Genomic DNA, 19,279 nt, shown 5'->3' with positions numbered 1-19,279 from the left:
GTTTTAAATAAAAATGGTGGAGACTAGCGGGATCGAACCGCTGACCTCCTGCGTGCAAAGCAGGCGCTCTCCCAGCTGAGCTAAGCCCCCATGTGAAAGGTATTTCTAAGAAGTCGGGAAGACAGGATTTGAACCTGCGACCCCTTGGTCCCAAACCAAGTGCTCTACCAAGCTGAGCTACTTCCCGTTATTAAAATGGCGCGCCCGATAGGAGTCGAACCCATAACCTCTTGATCCGTAGTCAAACGCTCTATCCAATTGAGCTACGGGCGCTATTTAAAATGGTGCCGAGGACCGGAATCGAACCGGTACGGTGATCTCTCACCGCAGGATTTTAAGTCCTGTGCGTCTGCCAGTTCCGCCACCCCGGCAAAAATAATGGAGCAGAAGACGGGATTCGAACCCGCGACCCCAACCTTGGCAAGGTTGTATTCTACCGCTGAACTACTTCTGCTCAATAGTATTCGAATGATGAGCCATAGAGGATTCGAACCTCTGACCCTCTGATTAAAAGTCAGATGCTCTACCAACTGAGCTAATGGCTCATATAAATGGTGCCGGCCAGAGGACTTGAACCCCCAACCTACTGATTACAAGTCAGTTGCTCTACCAATTGAGCTAGGCCGGCTATAAATGGTGGAGAATGACGGGTTCGAACCGCCGACCCTCTGCTTGTAAGGCAGATGCTCTCCCAGCTGAGCTAATTCTCCGAAATAATTGCCTGGCAACGTCCTACTCTCGCGGAACGTAAGTCCGACTACCATCGGCGCTAAAGAGCTTAACTTCTGTGTTCGGCATGGGAACAGGTGTGACCTCTTTGCCATTGTCACCAGACAACATTTTATTGTGTAGCTCATGTCGGCTACCTTTTTATAATACACAGTTTGCAAACACTTTTCAATAGTTAATTTTACACTTTCTTAAAGTTTTTTACAAACATTTCACTTTGTGTTGCCACTTGTTTCGGCGACTTTTATATATTACATAATTTAAAGGTTAGTGTCAACACTTTAACAGCATTTTTCCAAAAACTTTTTCAACCATATGTATTGATGACATTTCAACACTTTAACGTGCTCACTTTGAAATATTCTAAAGGGTATCAATTAAAATATCAAGCTGTTTTTTAACACTTATGTAGAAATATTTATATTTCATCAAAAAAAGTGACATGGTTCGTATGTCCACGTGTCTAAAGAGGCATACATTTAACCATGTCACACTATGTTGTATTATTTTTGACGCATATAAGGGAATAACAGCACGTCACGAATAGATGGAGAATTCGTAAGCAGCATCACTAATCGGTCAATACCGATACCTAACCCACCAGTTGGTGGCATACCATATTCTAATGCCTCAATGAAATCATCGTCCATCTCATGCGCTTCATCATTACCTTGAGCTTTTTCAACAAGTTGCGCTTCAAAACGTTGACGCTGATCGATTGGATCATTCAATTCTGTGAATGCATTCGCATGTTCACGCCCCACAATAAACAATTCGAAACGATCTGTAAAACGTGGATCTTCTGGATTTTTCTTAGCTAATGGAGAAATTTCAATCGGATGACCATAAATAAACGTTGGTTGTATTAACGTTTCTTCTACTTTTTGTTCAAAGAACTCGTTTAAAATATGACCGTATTTCATATTCTTGTCGACTTCAATGCCGTGTTCTTTAGCTAAAGCATGTGCTTCTTCATCAGTTTTCACATCAAAGAAGTTAACACCTGTGGCTTCTTTAACAGCATCAACAATGTGTAGGCGGCGCCATTTCGGTTCTAATTCAATTGTATAATCACCATATTGAATAGACGTTGTACCTAATACTTTGCGTGCAATGTATGCCACTAATTCTTCAGTTAAGCTCATAATATCTTGATAATCTGCATAAGCTTCGTAAAGTTCAATCATCGTAAATTCAGGATTATGACGTGTAGACACGCCTTCGTTACGAAATACGCGACCAATTTCATATACTTTTTCCAAGCCGCCAACAATGAGACGTTTTAAATGTAATTCAATCGCGATACGCATATATAATGTTGCATCTAACGCATTATGGTGTGTTACAAATGGACGTGCAGCAGCACCACCAGCAATTTGATGCATCATTGGCGTTTCAACTTCTAAGAAACCTTTATCATTTAAGTACGTACGCATTTCTTGAATAATACGACTACGATTAATGAATGTTTCTGCGCTCTCTTCGTTTGTAATTAAATCTAAGTAACGTTGACGGTAACGTTGTTCAATATCTTGCAAACCATGATGTTTATCCGGTAATGGACGTAATGATTTCGATAACAATTTAAATGATTTTGCCTTAACAGAAAGCTCACCTGTGTTTGTTTTAAACATTACACCTTCTACGCCGACAATATCGCCTAAGTCTGCTGTATTCCAAATATTGAATTGTTCTTCTCCAACTTGGTCTTTACGTACATATATTTGAATTTGACCTGATAAATCTTTAATGTGTGCAAAACCAGCTTTACCTTTACCACGTTTTGTCATTAATCGACCAGCGATAACAGTATGGCTTTCCGCTTCTTTTTCTGCAAGTTCTTCTTTTGAAAATGCATCCCACGTAGATTTTAATGATGCTGCGTCGCCTGTTCGGTCAAACTTTTCACCAAATGGATCAATTCCTAAATCGCGTAATTCTTGCAGTTTTTGTCGACGTACCTGCATTTGGTCGTTCATTTCTTCTGACATGCTTACCTCTCCTTTTTGTCTATGCTTCTACTTTATTTTGTTGCGCACGCATTTCGTCACGAAATTCCGTTAAAATTTCAATCATTTCTGCTTCAGTTTCAGCTTGATTTAAAGCCTTTCGCGCTTTTCCGTTACCTCTAACACCTTTTAAATACCAAGATGCGTGTTTGCGCATTTCCATAACTCCGACTTTTTCACCTTTTAAATCAACGAGTCGACGTAAATGTAACAATGCGATTTCCACTTTGTCGTCTACTTCTGGCTCATCAATCAATTCACCTGTCTCAAGGTAATGAACAGTTCTATAAATCATCCATGGATTACCAAGTGCTTCACGGCCAATCATGACCGCATCTACTCCTGTTTCTTTCAACATTTTTTCAGCAAGTTCAGGACTTGTTACGTCACCATTACCAATTACTGGAATGTTAACCGCTTCTTTAACTTGACGAATAATATCCCAATCCGCTTTGCCTTCATACATTTGAACGCGTGTACGACCATGTAATGAAATCGCGGCTGCACCAGCACGCTCTGCTGCTTTAGCATTTTCAACTGCATAAATATGATCTTCATCCCAACCAATACGCATTTTACATGTTACTGGCTTACTCACACGTTCTGTAACAGCGGATACCATTTCATATATTTTATTCGGATCAAGTAACCATCGTGCTCCGGCTTCACATTTAATAATTTTTGACACTGGACATCCCATGTTGATATCAATAATATCTGCTGTTGTATTTTTATCTACGTATTCCGCTGCTTCAACAAGCGTTTCTTTTTCCCCACCAAAAATTTGTAGCGATAGTGGGCGTTCATTTTCGTCGATATATAACATTTTCATTGTTTTAGGATTATTAAATAAAATCGCTTTGTCACTCACCATTTCTGCACAAACAAGTCCTGCACCAAATTCTTTGACTGTTAAGCGAAATGCAGAATTACACACACCAGCCATAGGTGCAAGTACGACTCTATTTTGAATTTCGACGTCTCCTATTTTCCACATAAGTCGTGCCTCCAATAAATACTTTATCTGTATACTTAGACACCGATTTCAACGATTTATGTCGAACCTTGCCTAAATTAAACATTTAATTTTGATATTTTACAACAGTTTCATCAGGGTGAACAAGGGATTGAATTGTTTTTTTACTACGTGGTTCAATGACGTGTGATGCAATTTCATTTAATGGAATCATCACAAAAGCACGCTCAGTCATTCTAGGATGTGGCACGATGAGTTGCTCCGACTCTATTATTCGATCTCCATATAACAACACATCAATGTCTATCGTTCTAGGGCCCCAGCGCACTTTACGCACACGGTGGAGCTCTTTTTCAATATCTAAACATTGTTGTAGTAATACTTCTGGACTTAACGAAGTTTTAATATGAAGACATACATTCAAAAAATCAGGTTGATCGACATAGCCTACAGGTTTTGTTTCATGCATAGATGATACCTGTTGTACATGAATGTCAGTCACTTGATCCAAACGTTCTACAGCTGATTTTAATTGTTGTTCACGATCGCCAATATTACTTCCCAAACCTAAATACACATCAATCATGATGATTCAACCTCACAATTTCAATGCCTACACCATTATAAATACCATGAATAGGCGGGTTCTTTTTTGTAATTCTAACTTTCGTTTCCATTACACGATTATAGTGTGAATTTATACGCTTTGCAACACGTTCCGCGAGATATTCCAGTAAATTCACGGGAGGACCTTCCATGATTGCTTTAACATCTTCATATACCTCACCATAATGAACCGTATCTTCTACACGATCTGATTCGCCTGCTTCAGCTAAATCCACTTTCATTTCGATATCCACAATGAACACTTGCCCGATTTCATTTTCAGCTGGCAGCGCTCCATGATATGCGTAAAATTCAAGTCCTTGTAAAAATATTTTATCGTTCATCTTCATATCCTTTCAACGCATCCATCGCTTTTGCTAGGCGTGCATTCATTAATACGTTATGTACGCGCACACCGTCGACACCTTTCATAATGCCGTACGCTGTTGTTGCTGCCGTCGCTTCGTCACGTTCATCCACTTTATTATCGCCACCTAACAATTCTTTTATAAAGCGTTTGCGACTCGTTGCGAGAAGTACTTTAAAACCTGTGGCAACCAGTTCATCTAGTCGTGCCATCACGATTTGCTCTTCTTCACGCGTTTTAGCAAAACCGATGCCTGGATCTAACCAAATATTTTCTTGAGGTATCCCTGCTAATACTGCTTTGTTAGCTTGTTTTAATAAAGTAACTAACATTTCGTCTACAACAGGCGTATCTCTTTGACCATCACCGTTATGCATCAAAATAATTTCAGCGTGATATTTGGCGACAACCTCAAATAATGCTTCATCATATAAACCCGCCCATTGGTCATTAATGATGTGCGCACCCGCTTCAAGTGCCGCTTCAGCAACTTCACTTCTAAATGTATCCACGGATATTTGCGCACCAATGCCATTTAAAGCCTTAACAACAGGCACCACACGTTGTAATTCTTCTTCGACCGTAACTTCTTCATGACCTGGCCGCGTCGATACGCCACCAACATCAATGATATGCGCACCTGCTTCAACCATTTGATGTGCATGTGCGACTGCTTTTTCAACATCATTATACTGACCGCCGTCTGAAAATGAATCAGGTGTCACATTTAAAATACCCATGATTTGTGTAGATTTCATGTTCGGTCATCCTTTCTCTATGAATACGACCATTATAGCAAATTTATAAGTCATACGTGCGGTCCATAGGATGAATCATAAAAAAATGAGGATAAGACACATGTCTCACCCTCGTTTGTTATACGCACAATTATTCAAAATTATATAATGGTGTTGATAAATAACGCTCACCATTACTTGGTAATACAGTAACGACTGTTTTGCCTTTACCTAACTCTTTCGCTTTTTGGATCGCAGCATAAATGGCTGCACCTGAAGAAATACCACCTAAAATACCTTCTTCTTTGGCAACACGACGTGATGTCTCCATCGCAACGTCATTACCTACTGTGATGACTTCATCATAGATATCTGTGTTTAATGTATCAGGAATAAACCCTGCACCTAAACCTTGTAATTTATGAGGTCCTGGCTCACCACCACTTAATACCGGAGAAGCCTCAGGTTCAATGGCTACAAGTTGAATATCAGGATATTTTTCTTTTAACACTTTCCCAGCACCAGACAATGTACCACCAGTACCGACACCCGCTAAGAATGCATCAATTGTTTTGCCTTCGAATTGTTCTACTAGTTCTGGACCAGTTGTAAGCTCATGCACCTTAGGGTTCGCTGGGTTTTCGAATTGTTGGGGTTCAAAATATCCATGTTCTTCTTTAAGTTCTTTCGCCTTTTTAATGGCACCTTTCATCGCTTCTGAACCTGGTGTTAAAACCAGTTCTGCCCCATACGCTTTTAATAAGTTACGACGTTCTTGACTCATTGTTTCCGGCATAGTGAATACTGCTTTGTAGCCTTTAGCCGCACATACAAACGCTAAACCAATGCCTGTGTTACCACTTGTCGGTTCAACAATTGTGTCACCGGGTTTGATTTTGCCGTCTTTTTCAGCTTGTTCAATCATCGCTAGCGCAATACGGTCTTTCACTGAGCCACCAGGATTTTGATATTCTAATTTAACATAAATGTCCGCTGCATCTTCGCCAGCTTGATGTCTTAATTTGACTACGGGTGTTTGACCAATAATTTCAGTAATATTTTCTACAGGTTTTCTTACCATTTAAAACAACCTCACTTTAAATTAATATTCATACACTGAATACATAGTTATCGAATCGGATATAAAAACAGTGTACCATTTTTCTGACAATTAAAAAAGCATAAAGCTTGATCTCAAACAAAAACAATTGCGGACAACCTTCACCATTTATCCCGTAGTATCACTTTTAATGTTGTTGCTTCAGTTCATTCAACACACCTTGCAATTCTGCTTCAGTGTATTGATACTTAGAGCGACAAAAATGACATTCTGCTTCAGCGCCGTGATCTACTTTAATCATATTCTCGATTTCAGCTTCTCCTAAACCACGCATGGCATTCAAAAATTTATCGTGGCCACATTGACACTCAAATTGAGCTGGAATGGTTTCTAAAAATTCTACATTGCCTTCTCCAAAAATGTGAATCAACATCTCTTCTGGCGTTAACCCTTCATCGATTAATTTAGAAACTGGCGTCATTGTTGTAATGGCAGCTTCTAATTGATCAATCGTTTCCTCTTTCGCACCAGGCATCACTTGGATGATAAAACCGCCCGCTGCTTTAATTGAGTTGTCTGGATTTACTAAAACACCGACACCTACCGACGATGGTGTTTGCTCACTATTTGCAAAGTAATACGTAAAATCATCGCCAAGTTCTCCAGAAACAATTGGACTACTACCCGTATAGTAATCTCTCATGCCAACATCTTTAACGACATTAATCGCACCTGATGTCCCAACGGCACGTCGTACATCTAATTTACCCGCTTCATTTAATGGAAAATGTGTTTGTGGTTGTGCGACATAGCCACGTACACGTCCTTTCGCATCAGCATCAGCGATGATTTTGCCAATAGGGCCATCACCATCTACGGTCACTGTTAATTTCTGGTCACCTTTTAACATAGCCCCCATCATTAACGTAGCCGTCATCGTACGCCCTAGTGCTGCAGAAGCAGTTGGCCAAGTGTAATGACGTGTTTGTGCTTCTTGAATTGTATCTGTAGTTTTAGAACTATATGCACGTATTTCACCATTAAAGGCAAGCGCCTTGACGATATAGTCTTGAGTCATTCCTATTCGCTCCTTTATTGCTTTCATTTGTTTATCATAATCGCATTAACGTATCCACTCAACTAAAATGACTTATATTTAAGCTAACTTTAACACAAAAAGACACCGCCTCGAAAATAATGATTTCGAGACGGTGTACATCACGTTAATGTGGTGGTTTATCTTCACCAGGACGATCAATTTTAGGTTCTTCTTCGTAACCTGTCGTATCTTCAGACGGTGCTTCATCTTGTTTTGTATCATGTGAAGCATCTTTAGCATCTTGTCCGTCTTGAGTTGTTGATTCATCTTCACGACGCTCAGATTTTCCTGCGCGTGAACGGTTTGTTAATTCCTCTTGCTCACGTCGAATCTCATCATAAGATTTACCGTACTTACCTTGATCGAAATCATCATCGCCATTGCGCTCAACCACTTTTGCATCATCGTAATTAACGACCGGTAAATGTCCTTCATGGAAAAGTGACTGAATTTGTTCAGCAACTAACGTTTCTTCAGTTAATAATGTTTCAGCAATTAAACGCAATTGAGATTCATGTTCTGTAAGAATTTGTTTACAACGCTCATATTGTTCTTTAATGATGCGTTGCACTTCTTTATCAATTTCGTAAGCAATTTGGCCAGAGTATTCTGGTTGACCAGACATGTCTTTACCTAGGAATACTTGTCCACCGCCGTGTGAGAATTGTAACGGTCCTAATTTTTTACTCATACCATATTCAGTAACCATTTGACGTGCTAACTGCGTCGCACGTTCGAAGTCGTTAGAAGCACCAGTCGATACTTCATCGAAAATGATATCTTCTGCCACACGACCACCAAGTAAACCACAAATTTTGTCGAGCATTTCTGGCTCTGTCATTAAGAAACGATCTTGTTTCGGTAACATCATCGCATAACCACCGGCTTGACCACGTGGAACGATAGTTACTTTATGCACAACCTCTGCTTCATCAAGTACCATACCAATCACAGTATGACCCGCTTCATGGTGTGCTACAATATTACGTTCTTTGTCAGAAATAACACGTGATTTCTTAGCAGGTCCTGCGATAACACGGTCCGTCGCTTCTTCAATATCACGCATGTCAATTTTCTTCTTACCACCACGTGCAGCAATTAACGATGCTTCATTAAGCAAGTTTTCTAAATCTGCACCTGAGAAACCTGGTGTACGTTGTGCAATCGCTTTTAAATCAACCGTTTCATCTAAAGGTTTATTTTTCGCATGTACATGTAAGACAGCTTCACGGCCTTTAACGTCCGGACGGCCTACTTGAATTTGTCGATCAAATCGACCTGGACGTAATAACGCTGGATCTAAAATGTCTGGGCGGTTTGTTGCGGCAATCATAATGATACCTTCATTTTCACCAAATCCATCCATTTCAACAAGCAATTGGTTTAATGTTTGTTCACGTTCATCGTGACCACCACCAACACCTGCACCACGTTGACGACCTACAGCATCAATTTCATCTATAAAAATGATACACGGCGCATTCTTTTTCGCATTTTCAAATAAGTCACGCACACGGCTCGCACCTACACCTACAAACATCTCAACGAAGTCTGAACCACTGATTGAGAAGAATGGTACACCTGCTTCACCAGCAACTGCTCGCGCAAGTAACGTTTTCCCTGTTCCCGGAGGACCAACAAGCAAGACCCCTTTTGGAATACGTGAACCCATTTGTTTAAATTTCTTATTGTCTTTTAAGAAATCAACAATTTCAATTAATTCTTGTTTTTCTTCGTCTGCACCAGCAACATCTGTAAAGCGCACGCGTCGTTTTTGATTATCGTACATTTTGGCTTTTGATTTACCAAAATTCATCATACGACCGCCGCCACCGCCACCTTGTGCTTGACTTAAGAAGAAGATAAATAAAAGTGCAATGATTAAGACAGGAATCAGTGTCGTTAAAATACTTACAAACACACTTTGACCTTCTTCTTCTTTAACGGTTAATTCTAAATCTTTCTGTTTATGAGCAATATCAGTAACCTGTTCTAGCTCTTTATCGTTATTAAATAGAATCGTTGATGAGTAATCATCACCGTTGTTTAACTTACCACTCACTTTATACACATTATGAGACGGTTGAATTTCTAAAGACTTAATTTTGCCGTCCTTTAATTGTTGTGTAAATTGATTATACGTAAGCTCTTTAGGCACTTTTCCATTTCCGTTAATCCAAGAAAAAAGCCCAAAAATAACAACGCCGATTAAAGCTATAAACAGCACATTACGAAAAGCTTTTTGCATGCGTCGTTTCCTCCTACTTCAAATATAAAACTAACAAAAATTTTACCATAATCTAATTACGACTGGCTAGTAATAGACATTGACAAACATCCTTCAACGATATGCGTAGTCATTTTCTTTAAAATTATTGCTCATAAATCGCTGGTTTTAATGTTCCAATGTATGGGAGATTACGATATTTTTCTTTATAATCTAAGCCGTACCCTACAACAAACTCATCAGGTATTTGACGTCCAACATATTTTGCTTCAATATCTGCTTTACGACGGTTTGGCTTATCTAATAACGTCACGATTTCTAAAGATTTGACGCGACGAGACGCTAATAATTCTGTTATAGATTTTAAAGTCGTACCTGTTTCTAATATATCTTCAATAATTAAGACATCTTTATTTTCAATGGATGTGCTTAAATCTTTTAAAATTTGTACTTCTCCAGTGGACTCCGTACCACCATGGTAACTAGATACATCCATAAAATCGATCGATAGTGGTGTATCGATACGCTTAATTAAATCTGTCATAAATAAAACAGAGCCTTTTAAAATCCCTACACATAGTAAATCTTTACCACGGTAATCTTCGGTAATAGCATGACCTAGCTTGTCACAAATATCATAAATTTCAGTTTCCGTAAGTAATACATCTTTCAAATCATTTCTCATTATTTTCATCTCCTAAATATGCGATTGTTATTATTTGGTTCACTTTTATATGTTGATACAGCGTGCCAACAGCCACTATGTCACCCGTTGCATCTTCAATGACTGGTATACGGTCTCGCGTATGTTGAGGCACTTTGGCATCAATCATTAAACGCGATACTTTTTTATGACCATGGGAATGTAGTTGAACGCGGTCGCCATCTTGACGTGTCCTTATAAGAAGTGGTCCACGCAATGCATCAAGCGACGCCACTCTAATCTCATAATCACCGAATTGATAATAGCCAGGCGTCTTCAAATACATCGATTGTAATGGTGCCTGTTCAACCGTTGATAAGGTTAATTTATCATACACCTTATTGATACGCCATGTGTTTGAAGCATGTAGTTCAATTTGTGCTATAGGTTGTGTCAGTTGCACAAACCATTGGTGATATTGAACATCACTCACCGGTACGATATTTTCCCATTTTTGTATTAATTTATCCAGAATAATCATTCTAACATGTTCTGGACATTTATTGAATGATTGGATAGACATCTCATATTGATGGTCGGTTTGTTTCACTTGGACTGCGATGTAGTCGTCAGCCATCTGTTCAAAAACCCGGATAGACTCTAGATGCATGTCGTAGAGTTTTTTCAAATGCGTAATTTTAAATTGTTCGTGGTCGTCGATAATCGGTAACATATCATGACGAATCATATTCCTTACATATTTTGTATCTTGATTACTTTCATCCTCAAAGTATGGCACGTTGTGATCGTGTTGATATGTCGCAATGTCACTTTTAGTTTCTTCCAACATAGGGCGCATTAAACGATAACCGTGACGTTGCTCACATGCTTGCATGCCTAAAGCGCTACGATACACTTTACCAGTAAAAATACGGTAGAACACGGTTTCTATCAAATCATCAAAGTGATGGGCCGTCATTAATACGTCCCCTTTCAATTGATGCATCATATCTTCAAACCAGCGATAACGTGCAGCGCGCGCGTCACTTTGAATGCTGCGCCCTGCTTCAACAATAGGTTGTAAATGAAGCCGCTTGACGTAAATGGGGATACCGTACTGTTCACAATATTGTGTCACAAACTCCGCTTCTTCGTCAGAACCGCGCCGCAATCCGTGATGTACATGAAGCACGGAAAGTTGTTTGTATGTCGTTTGATATTGATGTAATAATCGATGCAACAAAACCATACTATCAATGCCAGTGGACACTGCAACAACGATATGGTCATCTGCTTTCCAAGTTACCTTCATCATTTAACCCCCACACAAAATAAGGGTTGAGATTCAAAGTATGCCTTCGTTTCTCAACCCCTTGCATTAAATTTAGCGACGCGCGCCTCTACCACCACGTCTAGATTCTGTTTGACGCTTAATAGAAGTAAGTTTATCCTCACTATCTTTTAAGAAGTTTGATAGTTTTTTCTCAAAGTCTTCTGGTTTTTGTGCCGGTTTTTGTCTACGTGGACGCTCTTTGGCTTTTTTAATTGAAAGACTGATTTTGCCATCATCGGCGATGGATAATACTTTAACCTCAACGTCATCCCCGACAGTTAAGTGATCTTCTACGTTTTCTACATAGTTATCAGCGACTTCACTGATATGAACTAACCCACTTTTACCTTCAGGCAACTCCACAAATGCACCGAATTTTTTGATACCAGTGACTTTACCTTTAACCTTACTTCCTACTTCGATTGACATTGTTTTAATGCATCCTCCTGAATTCGATATTTAGTTCTATTATACGTTTGTTTCCGTATTTTAACAATGACAAATTGATGATTCACTATTTTATTTACGTATTTTACTAAAACGATAATGAAACACACTATTTTTCGACTTTAAACTGCATTAATCGAATGTCCATGTAACTCATCATGTGTACGCGCTATTTCTCAGTCTATTACTTTTTCTTATTATTTTGTTTCGGTTGGTCTTCAGGTAACTTAAAGATGATTTCACCGTCGTTACTTAAATAATATTCATCACGCGCCACTTTTTCGATATAAGATGGATCATTTAAATTGTTAAGCTGCTCTTTAAGTTCAATTTCTTTATCTTGTAATTTTTGATATTCTTCTTCTTTCGCCTGACGTTCATTTGAAGCATCCGAATTACTTTTCATTTGCGCAAATACTAATACTAACATCACTGCGATAATGGCTAATAAAATACCACCAAAAACTAAAATACGCTTTTTTACAATACGTTTACGTTGTTCATGCCGACGTTTTTTAGCGTTTTTTTGTGATGTATATTGATTGCCGATATTTTGAACTTTATCATTCATGCGGCGTCACCTTTCTTCGTATCCCTAATCAATCCGTTCCTCTTTTAAGATTTCATACATCCCTTTAGCATTTTCTTTCGTTGCATGTTCATTAAGCCCAGTGACTTTAATCGTCACGATTTTTTGTCCAAATTGTATTTCTATCGTATCTTCTACTTTCACATCTGTACCAGCTTTAGCGGTTTGGCCGTTGATTTTCACACGACCTTGATCGCTCACTTCTTTTGCTAAGGTACGTCGCTTAATTAAGCGAGATACTTTTAAATATTTATCGAGTCTCATGATGTCCCCCTTGTTCTAAATAAGCTTGCAGCGCCTCTTCTGACAAGTCTTGATTTTTGACTTCATCATACAATTTTAAGAAGTGCGTCGCAAATATTTTTTCAAATTTAACACGTGATGGTTTACCTTCCGCCGCTTTTTGCTCGTACCAAATCGATTTAACATCTTCCACACTGTCAGCTTGACCCTCAGCAAAAATATGCGGATGACGACGTATCATTTTTTCTGAAAGACTTGCAACAATCTCACGTGTCTCCATATAGCCTTGTTTTTGGCCAATATTAGCATGTAGAAGAACTTGCAGTAAAATATCACCTAATTCTTCAATCATATGCCAATCGTCTTCATGGTCAATCGCTTCAAAAAGTTCAAACGTTTCTTCAAGTAAGTAGCGCTTCAATGATTCATGCGTTTGCACTTTATCCCATGGACATCCTGTTTCGTCATCTACTAATGTTGCGATCACTCGATCTGCGAAGTCAAAATCACCATATAAAGCTGTTTCTTCAGTAATAGCTGGAACCACGACACTTGTAAGGTTAGTAAAGACATCATTATGATCAAGTTCATATAATGGGCACGTGTAACGTTTCGCACCTGTCTGGTTCGCACCATCCACGATATGGACTTCAAAGTCATCTGGATATCGCGTCATGAGCGTCAATTTTAAATCACTAGCAACCATAGCACTATATACTTGAGTAATGAGTGTCGTAGTACGTGGATTCAATGTTTCTTTTTCCAGTGCGGTTGCATCTAACATCGTAAAACCATCATTCGGATCCATTTTTACTGCTTCAAACACATCATCGATAAAACTACGTCCACCTCGCACATCTACCACAACATCATAATGTGCTGCTTTTTGGAATAGCAATTGCGTGGTTGTTTCTGCAACACGGGGATGACCAGGCACAGCATAGACAACATCTTCAGTTTGTGCGCGTTGTAAAAGTTGATCTGTAATCGCATCATAAACAGGTTCAAAAGTATCGTATTGTTCATAAATCGCATCAAAGCTTTCAATGTCAATATTTTGCAGTTCTGATATCACAGGATGCGCTTTCGTTCGCACATATATTTTAGATTGATTTTGTAAAAAACGATAGATACCTAATGGTAAGTCGTCTAAACAATAATTACCTAAACCAATAATCGTAATATGGTGTGTCATGATTTTCTCCTTTTCATTATCTCAATGATTTTATCACCAAATGGCAAATGCACCCATTCGTCTTCATTTAAAATACGCATCCACACAAGCATTACACTTAAACTTCCCACACCAATGCACGCACTGATAATTAATTCTAGAAGACCTCCAATTCTAGACATCGATGGGATGATGTAATGCGTTAATTGTACACTAGCTGTCATCGTCAATAAAGCAACAACTAATTTCAAATAAAATTTACGCAATGCATAGAGCGCATACAACTGAATCATATGTCTGTGTAAATAGATTGCAAAAACGACTAGTGCGACAACTGTAGAAATGCTCGCACCGACAATACCAAACTTTAAAATTAAAATGAGATTCAATAGTAGCTTGATGACTAATCCTATAATAATCCCTATAAAAACCACTCGGTAATGATTTTGAACTTCGAGTAATGCAATATACATCATGATTAGAGACACAAAAATGACCGTTAACATGTAAATGGATAATGTGATTGTTAGGTCGTTACTTTTAAAAAACACAGCATTCAAAAGTGGTAACAAATTCATTAGGCCAATCGCACTCGCACAACTCATAACAATCGTAATTTTTAATGACGCATTTGCATAACTGTTCATTTGGTCATAACGCCCCGCTTTTTGGGTGTCTGTTAATAATGGAATTAATACAAAACAAAATGTAGTCGTTACTATTAATCCCATTTGTATAAAAGAAGCCCCGCGGTCGTATATCCCTTTTTGGGTAATCGCGTCTTGAAATGTCAATCCTTGGCCGTGTTGGAGCATATTGATGATAGTAAAACTATCCACGACTTGCCATAAAATGACAATCAGTTGACTCAATGCAAAAATAACGGTGGCAATGACAAATTGTCGCCAAGGAATCGTTTGAGGAAGCGTGACTTTAGGTAATGACATAAACCACCATAAAAAGAGCGATGCTCCGACAAAACCTATAGATGATGCTAAAATCGCCCACATCCCCGCATCATAAATCGATAAACGCGATTGTGTAAACAAGACAATAACCACGACAATGATACTCACACGTATGGCTTGTTCAATAACTTGTGAAAATGCAGGCTTATTCATATCGAAAGTCGATTGAAAATACCCTCTCAAAACACCGAGTACACCGACGATGATAAATGTAACGCTTGCTGCGCGAACCATCGGCGCTAAATGCGAATCACCCATTAAGGACGCAATAAGGTCTGCGCCTAAAAAGAGGATGAGACAAATGAGAGACCCTATGAGTTCAAGTACGATAATGAGTCGGCGGATAAGCGAGCGATTGGCCTCTCTACCTCCTAAAATTTGCGTTAATGCACTTGGAATTGCATTACTTGCTAGGACGACACCTAATGCGACGATGGGGTAAATTTGTTGATATGCATATAAGCCATCGTCACCTAATATGTTTTGATACGGGACACGATACAATGCACTTAATATTTTAACGACGATTAATGCAAGCGTTAAGACAACGACACCATTGAAAGCAGATTTACTCGACATGATCTAATATCATACTTTCTTCAATTGTTTTCGCTAAAAATTTAAGTGCGTCTAACCATTGAGTACCTTTCGTAAGTGTCACTTTCATACATTTTGCTTCAACGCCTACTTTCATACCTCGCCCTAAAGCTTCCGTATTTTTAAAGAGTGCCTCACCATCTATACGTTGTGTCCCTTGTTTCGTTAATAATACTTCAACGGCTTTCCCTTTATCTTTAACATGTTGCACACCGACATTCATTAAATGAACCTTGATTTCAACAGTATCAAGTAGTTGCGCCACTTCTGTAGGATAGTCGTTGAAGCGGTCAAGGAGTTCATCTTTAATACCCATTAACTGTGAAAGTGTTTCAGTCGCACGTAGCTTTTTATAAATTTCGATTTTCGCTTGTTCATTGCGAATATATTCAGCCGGTAAATAAGCATCTAAACGTAAGTCCATTTCAATTTCTGGAACGTGTTGTACTTCTTTAATACCCCGTTTTTCGTTCACTGCTTCTTCTAACATTTGAGAGTATAAGTCAAAACCGACAGAATCAATAAAGCCATGTTGTTGTTTACCAAGTAAATTACCTGCGCCACGAATATTTAAGTCACGCATCGCAATTTTGAAACCACTGCCTAGTTCCGTAAATTCTTTAATGGCTTGTAAGCGTTCTTCAGCTGTTTCGTTTAACACTTTATTTGGTGTATGAAGAAAATAAGCATAACCAATGCGACTCGAACGACCGACACGCCCACGTAATTGATACAACTGACTCAATCCGAAACGATCGGCTTCTTCAATAATTAATGTATTCGCATTCGGAACATCTACACCCGTTTCAATAATCGTTGTTGTAACTAGGATATCGTAAGCCCCATTGATGAAATCAAGCATTGTTTCTTCTAAATCGCGTTCAGGTAATTGACCGTGCGCAACACCGATAGACGCTTCAGGCATCAACATTTGAAGTTGTTCTCGTTTTTCATAAATAGATTGTACTTTATTGTATAAATAAAACACTTGTCCATCGCGAGATAATTCGCGTTCTAATGCCTCTTTAATAAAATTACCATTTTGTTCTAACACATATGTTTGAACTGGGAAACGGTTTTCTGGTGGCGTTTCGATTACCGATAAATCACGCACACCAAGCATACTCATATGCAGCGTTCTTGGAATTGGTGTTGCCGTTAAAGTAAGCACATCTACATTTGCTTTTAATGATTTAATTTTTTCTTTATGGCGCACACCGAAGCGTTGTTCTTCATCAACCACAAGTAACCCTAGATCTTTATATTCAACAGTTTTCCCTAGCAATTTGTGCGTACCAACAACGATGTCGACGAAGCCAGACTTAAGCCCCTCTTTTGTTTCGCGAATTTCTTTTGGCGTTCTAAAGCGACTCATTAAATGAATTTCTACTGGGAAGTCTCGCATGCGTTCAATAAGCGTTTCATAATGCTGTTGCGCCAAAATCGTTGTAGGAACGAGGAAAGCGACTTGCTTTCCTGACATAACAGCTTTAAATGCAGCACGTACGGCTACTTCTGTTTTACCGTAACCCACATCGCCACACAACAAACGATCCATCGGTCGAGCACGTTCCATATCACCTTTAATCTCTTCTATAGACTTTGCTTGGTCATCTGTTAATTCATATGGGAAATCCATTTCGAAAACGTGTTGTTCTTCCGTATCCGGACTAAACTGGTAACCTACAGACTTCTCACGTTCTTTATATAAAGCAATCAGTTCATCAGCGATATCTTCGACACTACTTTGAACTTTAGCTTTTGTTTTCTTCCAATCACTTCCGCCTAATTTATATAATTTAGGTGTTTTATCTTCAGACCCAACGTATTTTTGGACTTGTTCCATTTGGTCGACAGGTACAAATAATTGATCCGTACCTTTATATTGAATTTTCATATAGTCACGATGGACGTCTCCAACTTCCAACGTTTCTACACCTAAATAACGACCCACACCATGATGAATATGAACGACATAGTCCCCCACATTCAATTCTTGATAAGATTTAATTTTTTCTGCGTTACTGATTGTTTTGCGCCTTTTTTTCGACGCTTTCTTTTGTTTTGATTTAAACAATTCTCGCTCCGTCACAACGACGAGCGACATATAAGGGAGTTCAAACCCTTCAGATAAGCTTCCTTCAATAATGGCCGCGTGCCCTGCTTCTAGTTGCGTTAGGTCCACATTCATAAGAGTAGGAACGTGGAGTTCACTTAACATCGACTGGATGCGGTCTTTTTTCGTTTCCGTTTCCGCAATAATAACCATACGGTAGCCCTGTTTCATATAACGTTGGAATTCAGACGTCATGATATCATATTGACCGTAAAACTGTTGTACCGGTTTACATGAAAATTTCACCATATGATTGAGCTTCACAGACATCGACGCTGTAAATAATGTGAAATAAGTCACAGGCGTATGTTTAAGCAATTGTTCAACTGTATCATGCGTCATAAAGCGTTGACCAATAAACCCTTTTCCAGATTCAATTAAGTTTTGAAGAAAGTCTTCTGATTCTGTTATTAACGTTTCTTCGGTTTCCTTAATACGATTGAACTCATCCATCAATACAATAGCATTATCTTTGAAATAATCGCGCAATGTCGTTTCCGTATTATACATAAATGCGATTAAACGACGTAATACTTGAGGATCAAACATTTCATCTTCAACAATATTAAAACTATCATACGTATCTTTCACTTCTTGGCGTACAGACTTATCCACTTTTGGACGCGTCGTTTCATATGCCGTTTTTAAATTCGTTATTAATTGACGCCGAACCTCTGGGGTGATGATAAAGTCATGAGCTGATGTAATATCGACATTTTGAATATTGTCAGAAGAGCGTTGTGATTCTACATCAAACTTCCGAATCGAATCTACCTCAGTATCAAAAAGTTCAATACGTACTGGTTCACCGAGTAACGGATAAATATCAATAATACCGCCGCGTAAAGAAAATTCACCGATATTAGAAACGACCGATTCTCGACGATATCCCATATTTACAAGGTGCGTTAACAAGCGCTCGACATCTAATTCATCCCCTATATTGAGTTGGATTTGATGATCTTGCCAAATCGCTTTTGGCGTCACTAATTTTTTCAAGCCGTTTAACGGGATGACAAACAAGCCACGACGTTCATGAGCAAGTGCCGTCAAAGTACGCACACGTTCACTCATAAGCTCCGGGCTTTGCGTTGAAAATTCTTCAGTCATGATGTCTTGAACAGGATACTTGTATACTTCATCATCGGGAACAAATTGTAATAAATCAGCTTCTAATTTATCCATTTGATAGACATTATTTGTAATTAATAACACTTGTCGATGACTATTATGATAAAGTTCTGCAATCATTGCCGCTTTTGCGCTTGGCATGAGTCCTGTCACGAGCACATTGTCTTCACCTACATGTGCAGAAAGGTCTTTAAATTGTTGATCTCTATTGATTATTTCATTGATTAT

At 38.8% G+C, this 19,279-nt stretch carries 16 protein-coding genes, 8 tRNA genes and 1 rRNA gene; all 25 read right to left on the bottom strand.

What is annotated here, in order from left to right:
* Window positions 1–14: 14 nt before the first annotated feature.
* Window positions 15–90: transfer RNA gene (locus tag G8Y85_RS04170), tRNA-Ala, on the bottom strand.
* Window positions 91–113: 23 nt separating this feature from the next.
* Window positions 114–187, bottom strand: a tRNA-Pro gene (locus tag G8Y85_RS04165).
* A 9-nt stretch (window positions 188–196) separates the two neighbouring features.
* Window positions 197–273, bottom strand: a tRNA-Arg gene (locus tag G8Y85_RS04160).
* Window positions 274–282: 9 nt separating this feature from the next.
* Window positions 283–371 (bottom strand) — tRNA-Leu (locus G8Y85_RS04155).
* Between the two features lie 8 nt (window positions 372–379).
* A tRNA-Gly gene (locus G8Y85_RS04150) sits at window positions 380–454 on the bottom strand.
* Window positions 455–472: 18 nt separating this feature from the next.
* A tRNA-Lys gene (locus G8Y85_RS04145) sits at window positions 473–545 on the bottom strand.
* Window positions 546–552: 7 nt separating this feature from the next.
* Window positions 553–628: transfer RNA gene (locus G8Y85_RS04140), tRNA-Thr, on the bottom strand.
* A gap of 6 nt (window positions 629–634) precedes the next feature.
* Window positions 635–710, bottom strand: a tRNA-Val gene (locus G8Y85_RS04135).
* Between the two features lie 9 nt (window positions 711–719).
* A 5S ribosomal RNA gene (rrf, locus tag G8Y85_RS04130) occupies window positions 720–834 on the bottom strand.
* Between the two features lie 398 nt (window positions 835–1,232).
* On the bottom strand, window positions 1,233–2,720 hold the full coding sequence (gene lysS, locus G8Y85_RS04125) for a lysine--tRNA ligase (RefSeq protein WP_165805475.1): 1,488 nt from the start codon (window positions 2,718–2,720) through the stop codon (window positions 1,233–1,235).
* Window positions 2,721–2,739: 19 nt separating this feature from the next.
* Complete coding sequence (gene dusB / locus G8Y85_RS04120) at window positions 2,740–3,735, bottom strand: tRNA dihydrouridine synthase DusB (RefSeq protein ID WP_037568028.1); 996 nt, start codon at window positions 3,733–3,735, stop codon at window positions 2,740–2,742.
* Between the two features lie 85 nt (window positions 3,736–3,820).
* The gene (folK, locus tag G8Y85_RS04115; protein ID WP_165805474.1) at window positions 3,821–4,300 is read right to left on the bottom strand and encodes a 2-amino-4-hydroxy-6-hydroxymethyldihydropteridine diphosphokinase; all 480 of its coding nucleotides are present in this window, start codon (window positions 4,298–4,300) and stop codon (window positions 3,821–3,823) included.
* Complete coding sequence (folB, locus tag G8Y85_RS04110; RefSeq protein ID WP_107401372.1) at window positions 4,293–4,664, bottom strand: dihydroneopterin aldolase; 372 nt, start codon at window positions 4,662–4,664, stop codon at window positions 4,293–4,295. Before folB ends, folK begins: the two co-directional genes overlap by 8 nt.
* Entirely contained in the window at window positions 4,654–5,445 is a 792-nt protein-coding gene (gene folP, locus G8Y85_RS04105; protein ID WP_165805473.1) for a dihydropteroate synthase, read from the bottom strand. Before folP ends, folB begins: the two co-directional genes overlap by 11 nt.
* 130 nt (window positions 5,446–5,575) lie before the next feature.
* Window positions 5,576–6,505 carry a cysteine synthase A gene (gene cysK, locus G8Y85_RS04100; protein ID WP_037568020.1) on the bottom strand — a complete coding sequence of 310 codons (930 nt, stop codon included), beginning with the start codon at window positions 6,503–6,505 and terminating at the stop codon, window positions 5,576–5,578.
* 166 nt (window positions 6,506–6,671) lie between these two features.
* The gene (hslO, locus tag G8Y85_RS04095; RefSeq protein ID WP_060552309.1) at window positions 6,672–7,562 is read right to left on the bottom strand and encodes an Hsp33 family molecular chaperone HslO; all 891 of its coding nucleotides are present in this window, start codon (window positions 7,560–7,562) and stop codon (window positions 6,672–6,674) included.
* Window positions 7,563–7,707: 145 nt separating this feature from the next.
* A complete protein-coding gene (gene ftsH / locus G8Y85_RS04090) occupies window positions 7,708–9,831 on the bottom strand; it encodes an ATP-dependent zinc metalloprotease FtsH (protein ID WP_037568017.1) in 2,124 nt (707 codons plus the stop codon).
* A gap of 124 nt (window positions 9,832–9,955) precedes the next feature.
* The gene (gene hpt / locus G8Y85_RS04085) at window positions 9,956–10,495 is read right to left on the bottom strand and encodes a hypoxanthine phosphoribosyltransferase (protein WP_037568015.1); all 540 of its coding nucleotides are present in this window, start codon (window positions 10,493–10,495) and stop codon (window positions 9,956–9,958) included.
* On the bottom strand, window positions 10,485–11,765 hold the full coding sequence (tilS, locus tag G8Y85_RS04080; RefSeq protein ID WP_165805472.1) for a tRNA lysidine(34) synthetase TilS: 1,281 nt from the start codon (window positions 11,763–11,765) through the stop codon (window positions 10,485–10,487). Before tilS ends, hpt begins: the two co-directional genes overlap by 11 nt.
* 72 nt (window positions 11,766–11,837) lie before the next feature.
* Complete coding sequence (locus tag G8Y85_RS04075) at window positions 11,838–12,215, bottom strand: S1 domain-containing RNA-binding protein (RefSeq protein ID WP_037568011.1); 378 nt, start codon at window positions 12,213–12,215, stop codon at window positions 11,838–11,840.
* 202 nt (window positions 12,216–12,417) lie between these two features.
* Window positions 12,418–12,804, bottom strand: coding sequence for an FtsB family cell division protein (locus tag G8Y85_RS04070; RefSeq protein WP_060552306.1), 387 nt, complete (start codon window positions 12,802–12,804; stop codon window positions 12,418–12,420).
* A 24-nt stretch (window positions 12,805–12,828) separates the two neighbouring features.
* On the bottom strand, window positions 12,829–13,086 hold the full coding sequence (locus tag G8Y85_RS04065) for an RNA-binding S4 domain-containing protein (protein WP_103345402.1): 258 nt from the start codon (window positions 13,084–13,086) through the stop codon (window positions 12,829–12,831).
* Window positions 13,073–14,260: a MazG nucleotide pyrophosphohydrolase domain-containing protein gene (locus G8Y85_RS04060; RefSeq protein WP_165805471.1), complete on the bottom strand. Its 1,188-nt coding sequence runs from the start codon at window positions 14,258–14,260 to the stop codon at window positions 13,073–13,075. Before G8Y85_RS04060 ends, G8Y85_RS04065 begins: the two co-directional genes overlap by 14 nt.
* The gene (locus G8Y85_RS04055; RefSeq protein ID WP_165805470.1) at window positions 14,257–15,786 is read right to left on the bottom strand and encodes a polysaccharide biosynthesis protein; all 1,530 of its coding nucleotides are present in this window, start codon (window positions 15,784–15,786) and stop codon (window positions 14,257–14,259) included. The genes G8Y85_RS04060 and G8Y85_RS04055 overlap by 4 nt, the downstream gene beginning before the upstream one ends.
* Window positions 15,776–19,276, bottom strand: a complete 3,501-nt coding sequence (gene mfd / locus G8Y85_RS04050) for a transcription-repair coupling factor (RefSeq protein ID WP_425338445.1) — start codon at window positions 19,274–19,276, stop codon at window positions 15,776–15,778. The genes G8Y85_RS04055 and mfd overlap by 11 nt, the downstream gene beginning before the upstream one ends.
* Between the last annotated feature and the right edge of the window lie 3 nt (window positions 19,277–19,279).

It is taken from the genome of Staphylococcus sp. 11007852, assembly GCF_011394325.1.
In the GTDB taxonomy this organism is placed as follows: domain Bacteria; phylum Bacillota; class Bacilli; order Staphylococcales; family Staphylococcaceae; genus Staphylococcus; species Staphylococcus agnetis.
The sequence above is the reverse complement of the archived record's forward strand: the minus strand, read 5'-3'. Positions and strand labels throughout refer to the sequence as shown.

Bases quoted from the DNA above. Each gene is read 5' to 3' on its own strand.
- folB (WP_107401372.1), bottom strand. From the start codon at position 4,664: ATGAACGATAAAATATTTTTACAAGGACTTGAATTTTACGCATATCAT.
- dusB (WP_037568028.1), bottom strand. From the start codon at position 3,735: ATGTGGAAAATAGGAGACGTCGAAATTCAAAATAGAGTCGTACTTGCA.
- G8Y85_RS04070 (WP_060552306.1), bottom strand. From the start codon at position 12,804: ATGAATGATAAAGTTCAAAATATCGGCAATCAATATACATCACAAAAA.
- folP (WP_165805473.1), bottom strand. From the start codon at position 5,445: ATGAAATCTACACAAATCATGGGTATTTTAAATGTGACACCTGATTCA.
- tilS (WP_165805472.1), bottom strand. From the start codon at position 11,765: ATGAAGGTAACTTGGAAAGCAGATGACCATATCGTTGTTGCAGTGTCC.
- ftsH (WP_037568017.1), bottom strand. From the start codon at position 9,831: ATGCAAAAAGCTTTTCGTAATGTGCTGTTTATAGCTTTAATCGGCGTT.
- hslO (WP_060552309.1), bottom strand. From the start codon at position 7,562: ATGACTCAAGACTATATCGTCAAGGCGCTTGCCTTTAATGGTGAAATA.
- folK (WP_165805474.1), bottom strand. From the start codon at position 4,300: ATGATTGATGTGTATTTAGGTTTGGGAAGTAATATTGGCGATCGTGAA.
- hpt (WP_037568015.1), bottom strand. From the start codon at position 10,495: ATGAGAAATGATTTGAAAGATGTATTACTTACGGAAACTGAAATTTAT.
- G8Y85_RS04075 (WP_037568011.1), bottom strand. From the start codon at position 12,215: ATGTCAATCGAAGTAGGAAGTAAGGTTAAAGGTAAAGTCACTGGTATC.
- cysK (WP_037568020.1), bottom strand. From the start codon at position 6,505: ATGGTAAGAAAACCTGTAGAAAATATTACTGAAATTATTGGTCAAACA.
- G8Y85_RS04065 (WP_103345402.1), bottom strand. From the start codon at position 13,086: ATGAGACTCGATAAATATTTAAAAGTATCTCGCTTAATTAAGCGACGT.
- G8Y85_RS04060 (WP_165805471.1), bottom strand. From the start codon at position 14,260: ATGACACACCATATTACGATTATTGGTTTAGGTAATTATTGTTTAGAC.
- G8Y85_RS04055 (WP_165805470.1), bottom strand. From the start codon at position 15,786: ATGTCGAGTAAATCTGCTTTCAATGGTGTCGTTGTCTTAACGCTTGCA.
- lysS (WP_165805475.1), bottom strand. From the start codon at position 2,720: ATGTCAGAAGAAATGAACGACCAAATGCAGGTACGTCGACAAAAACTG.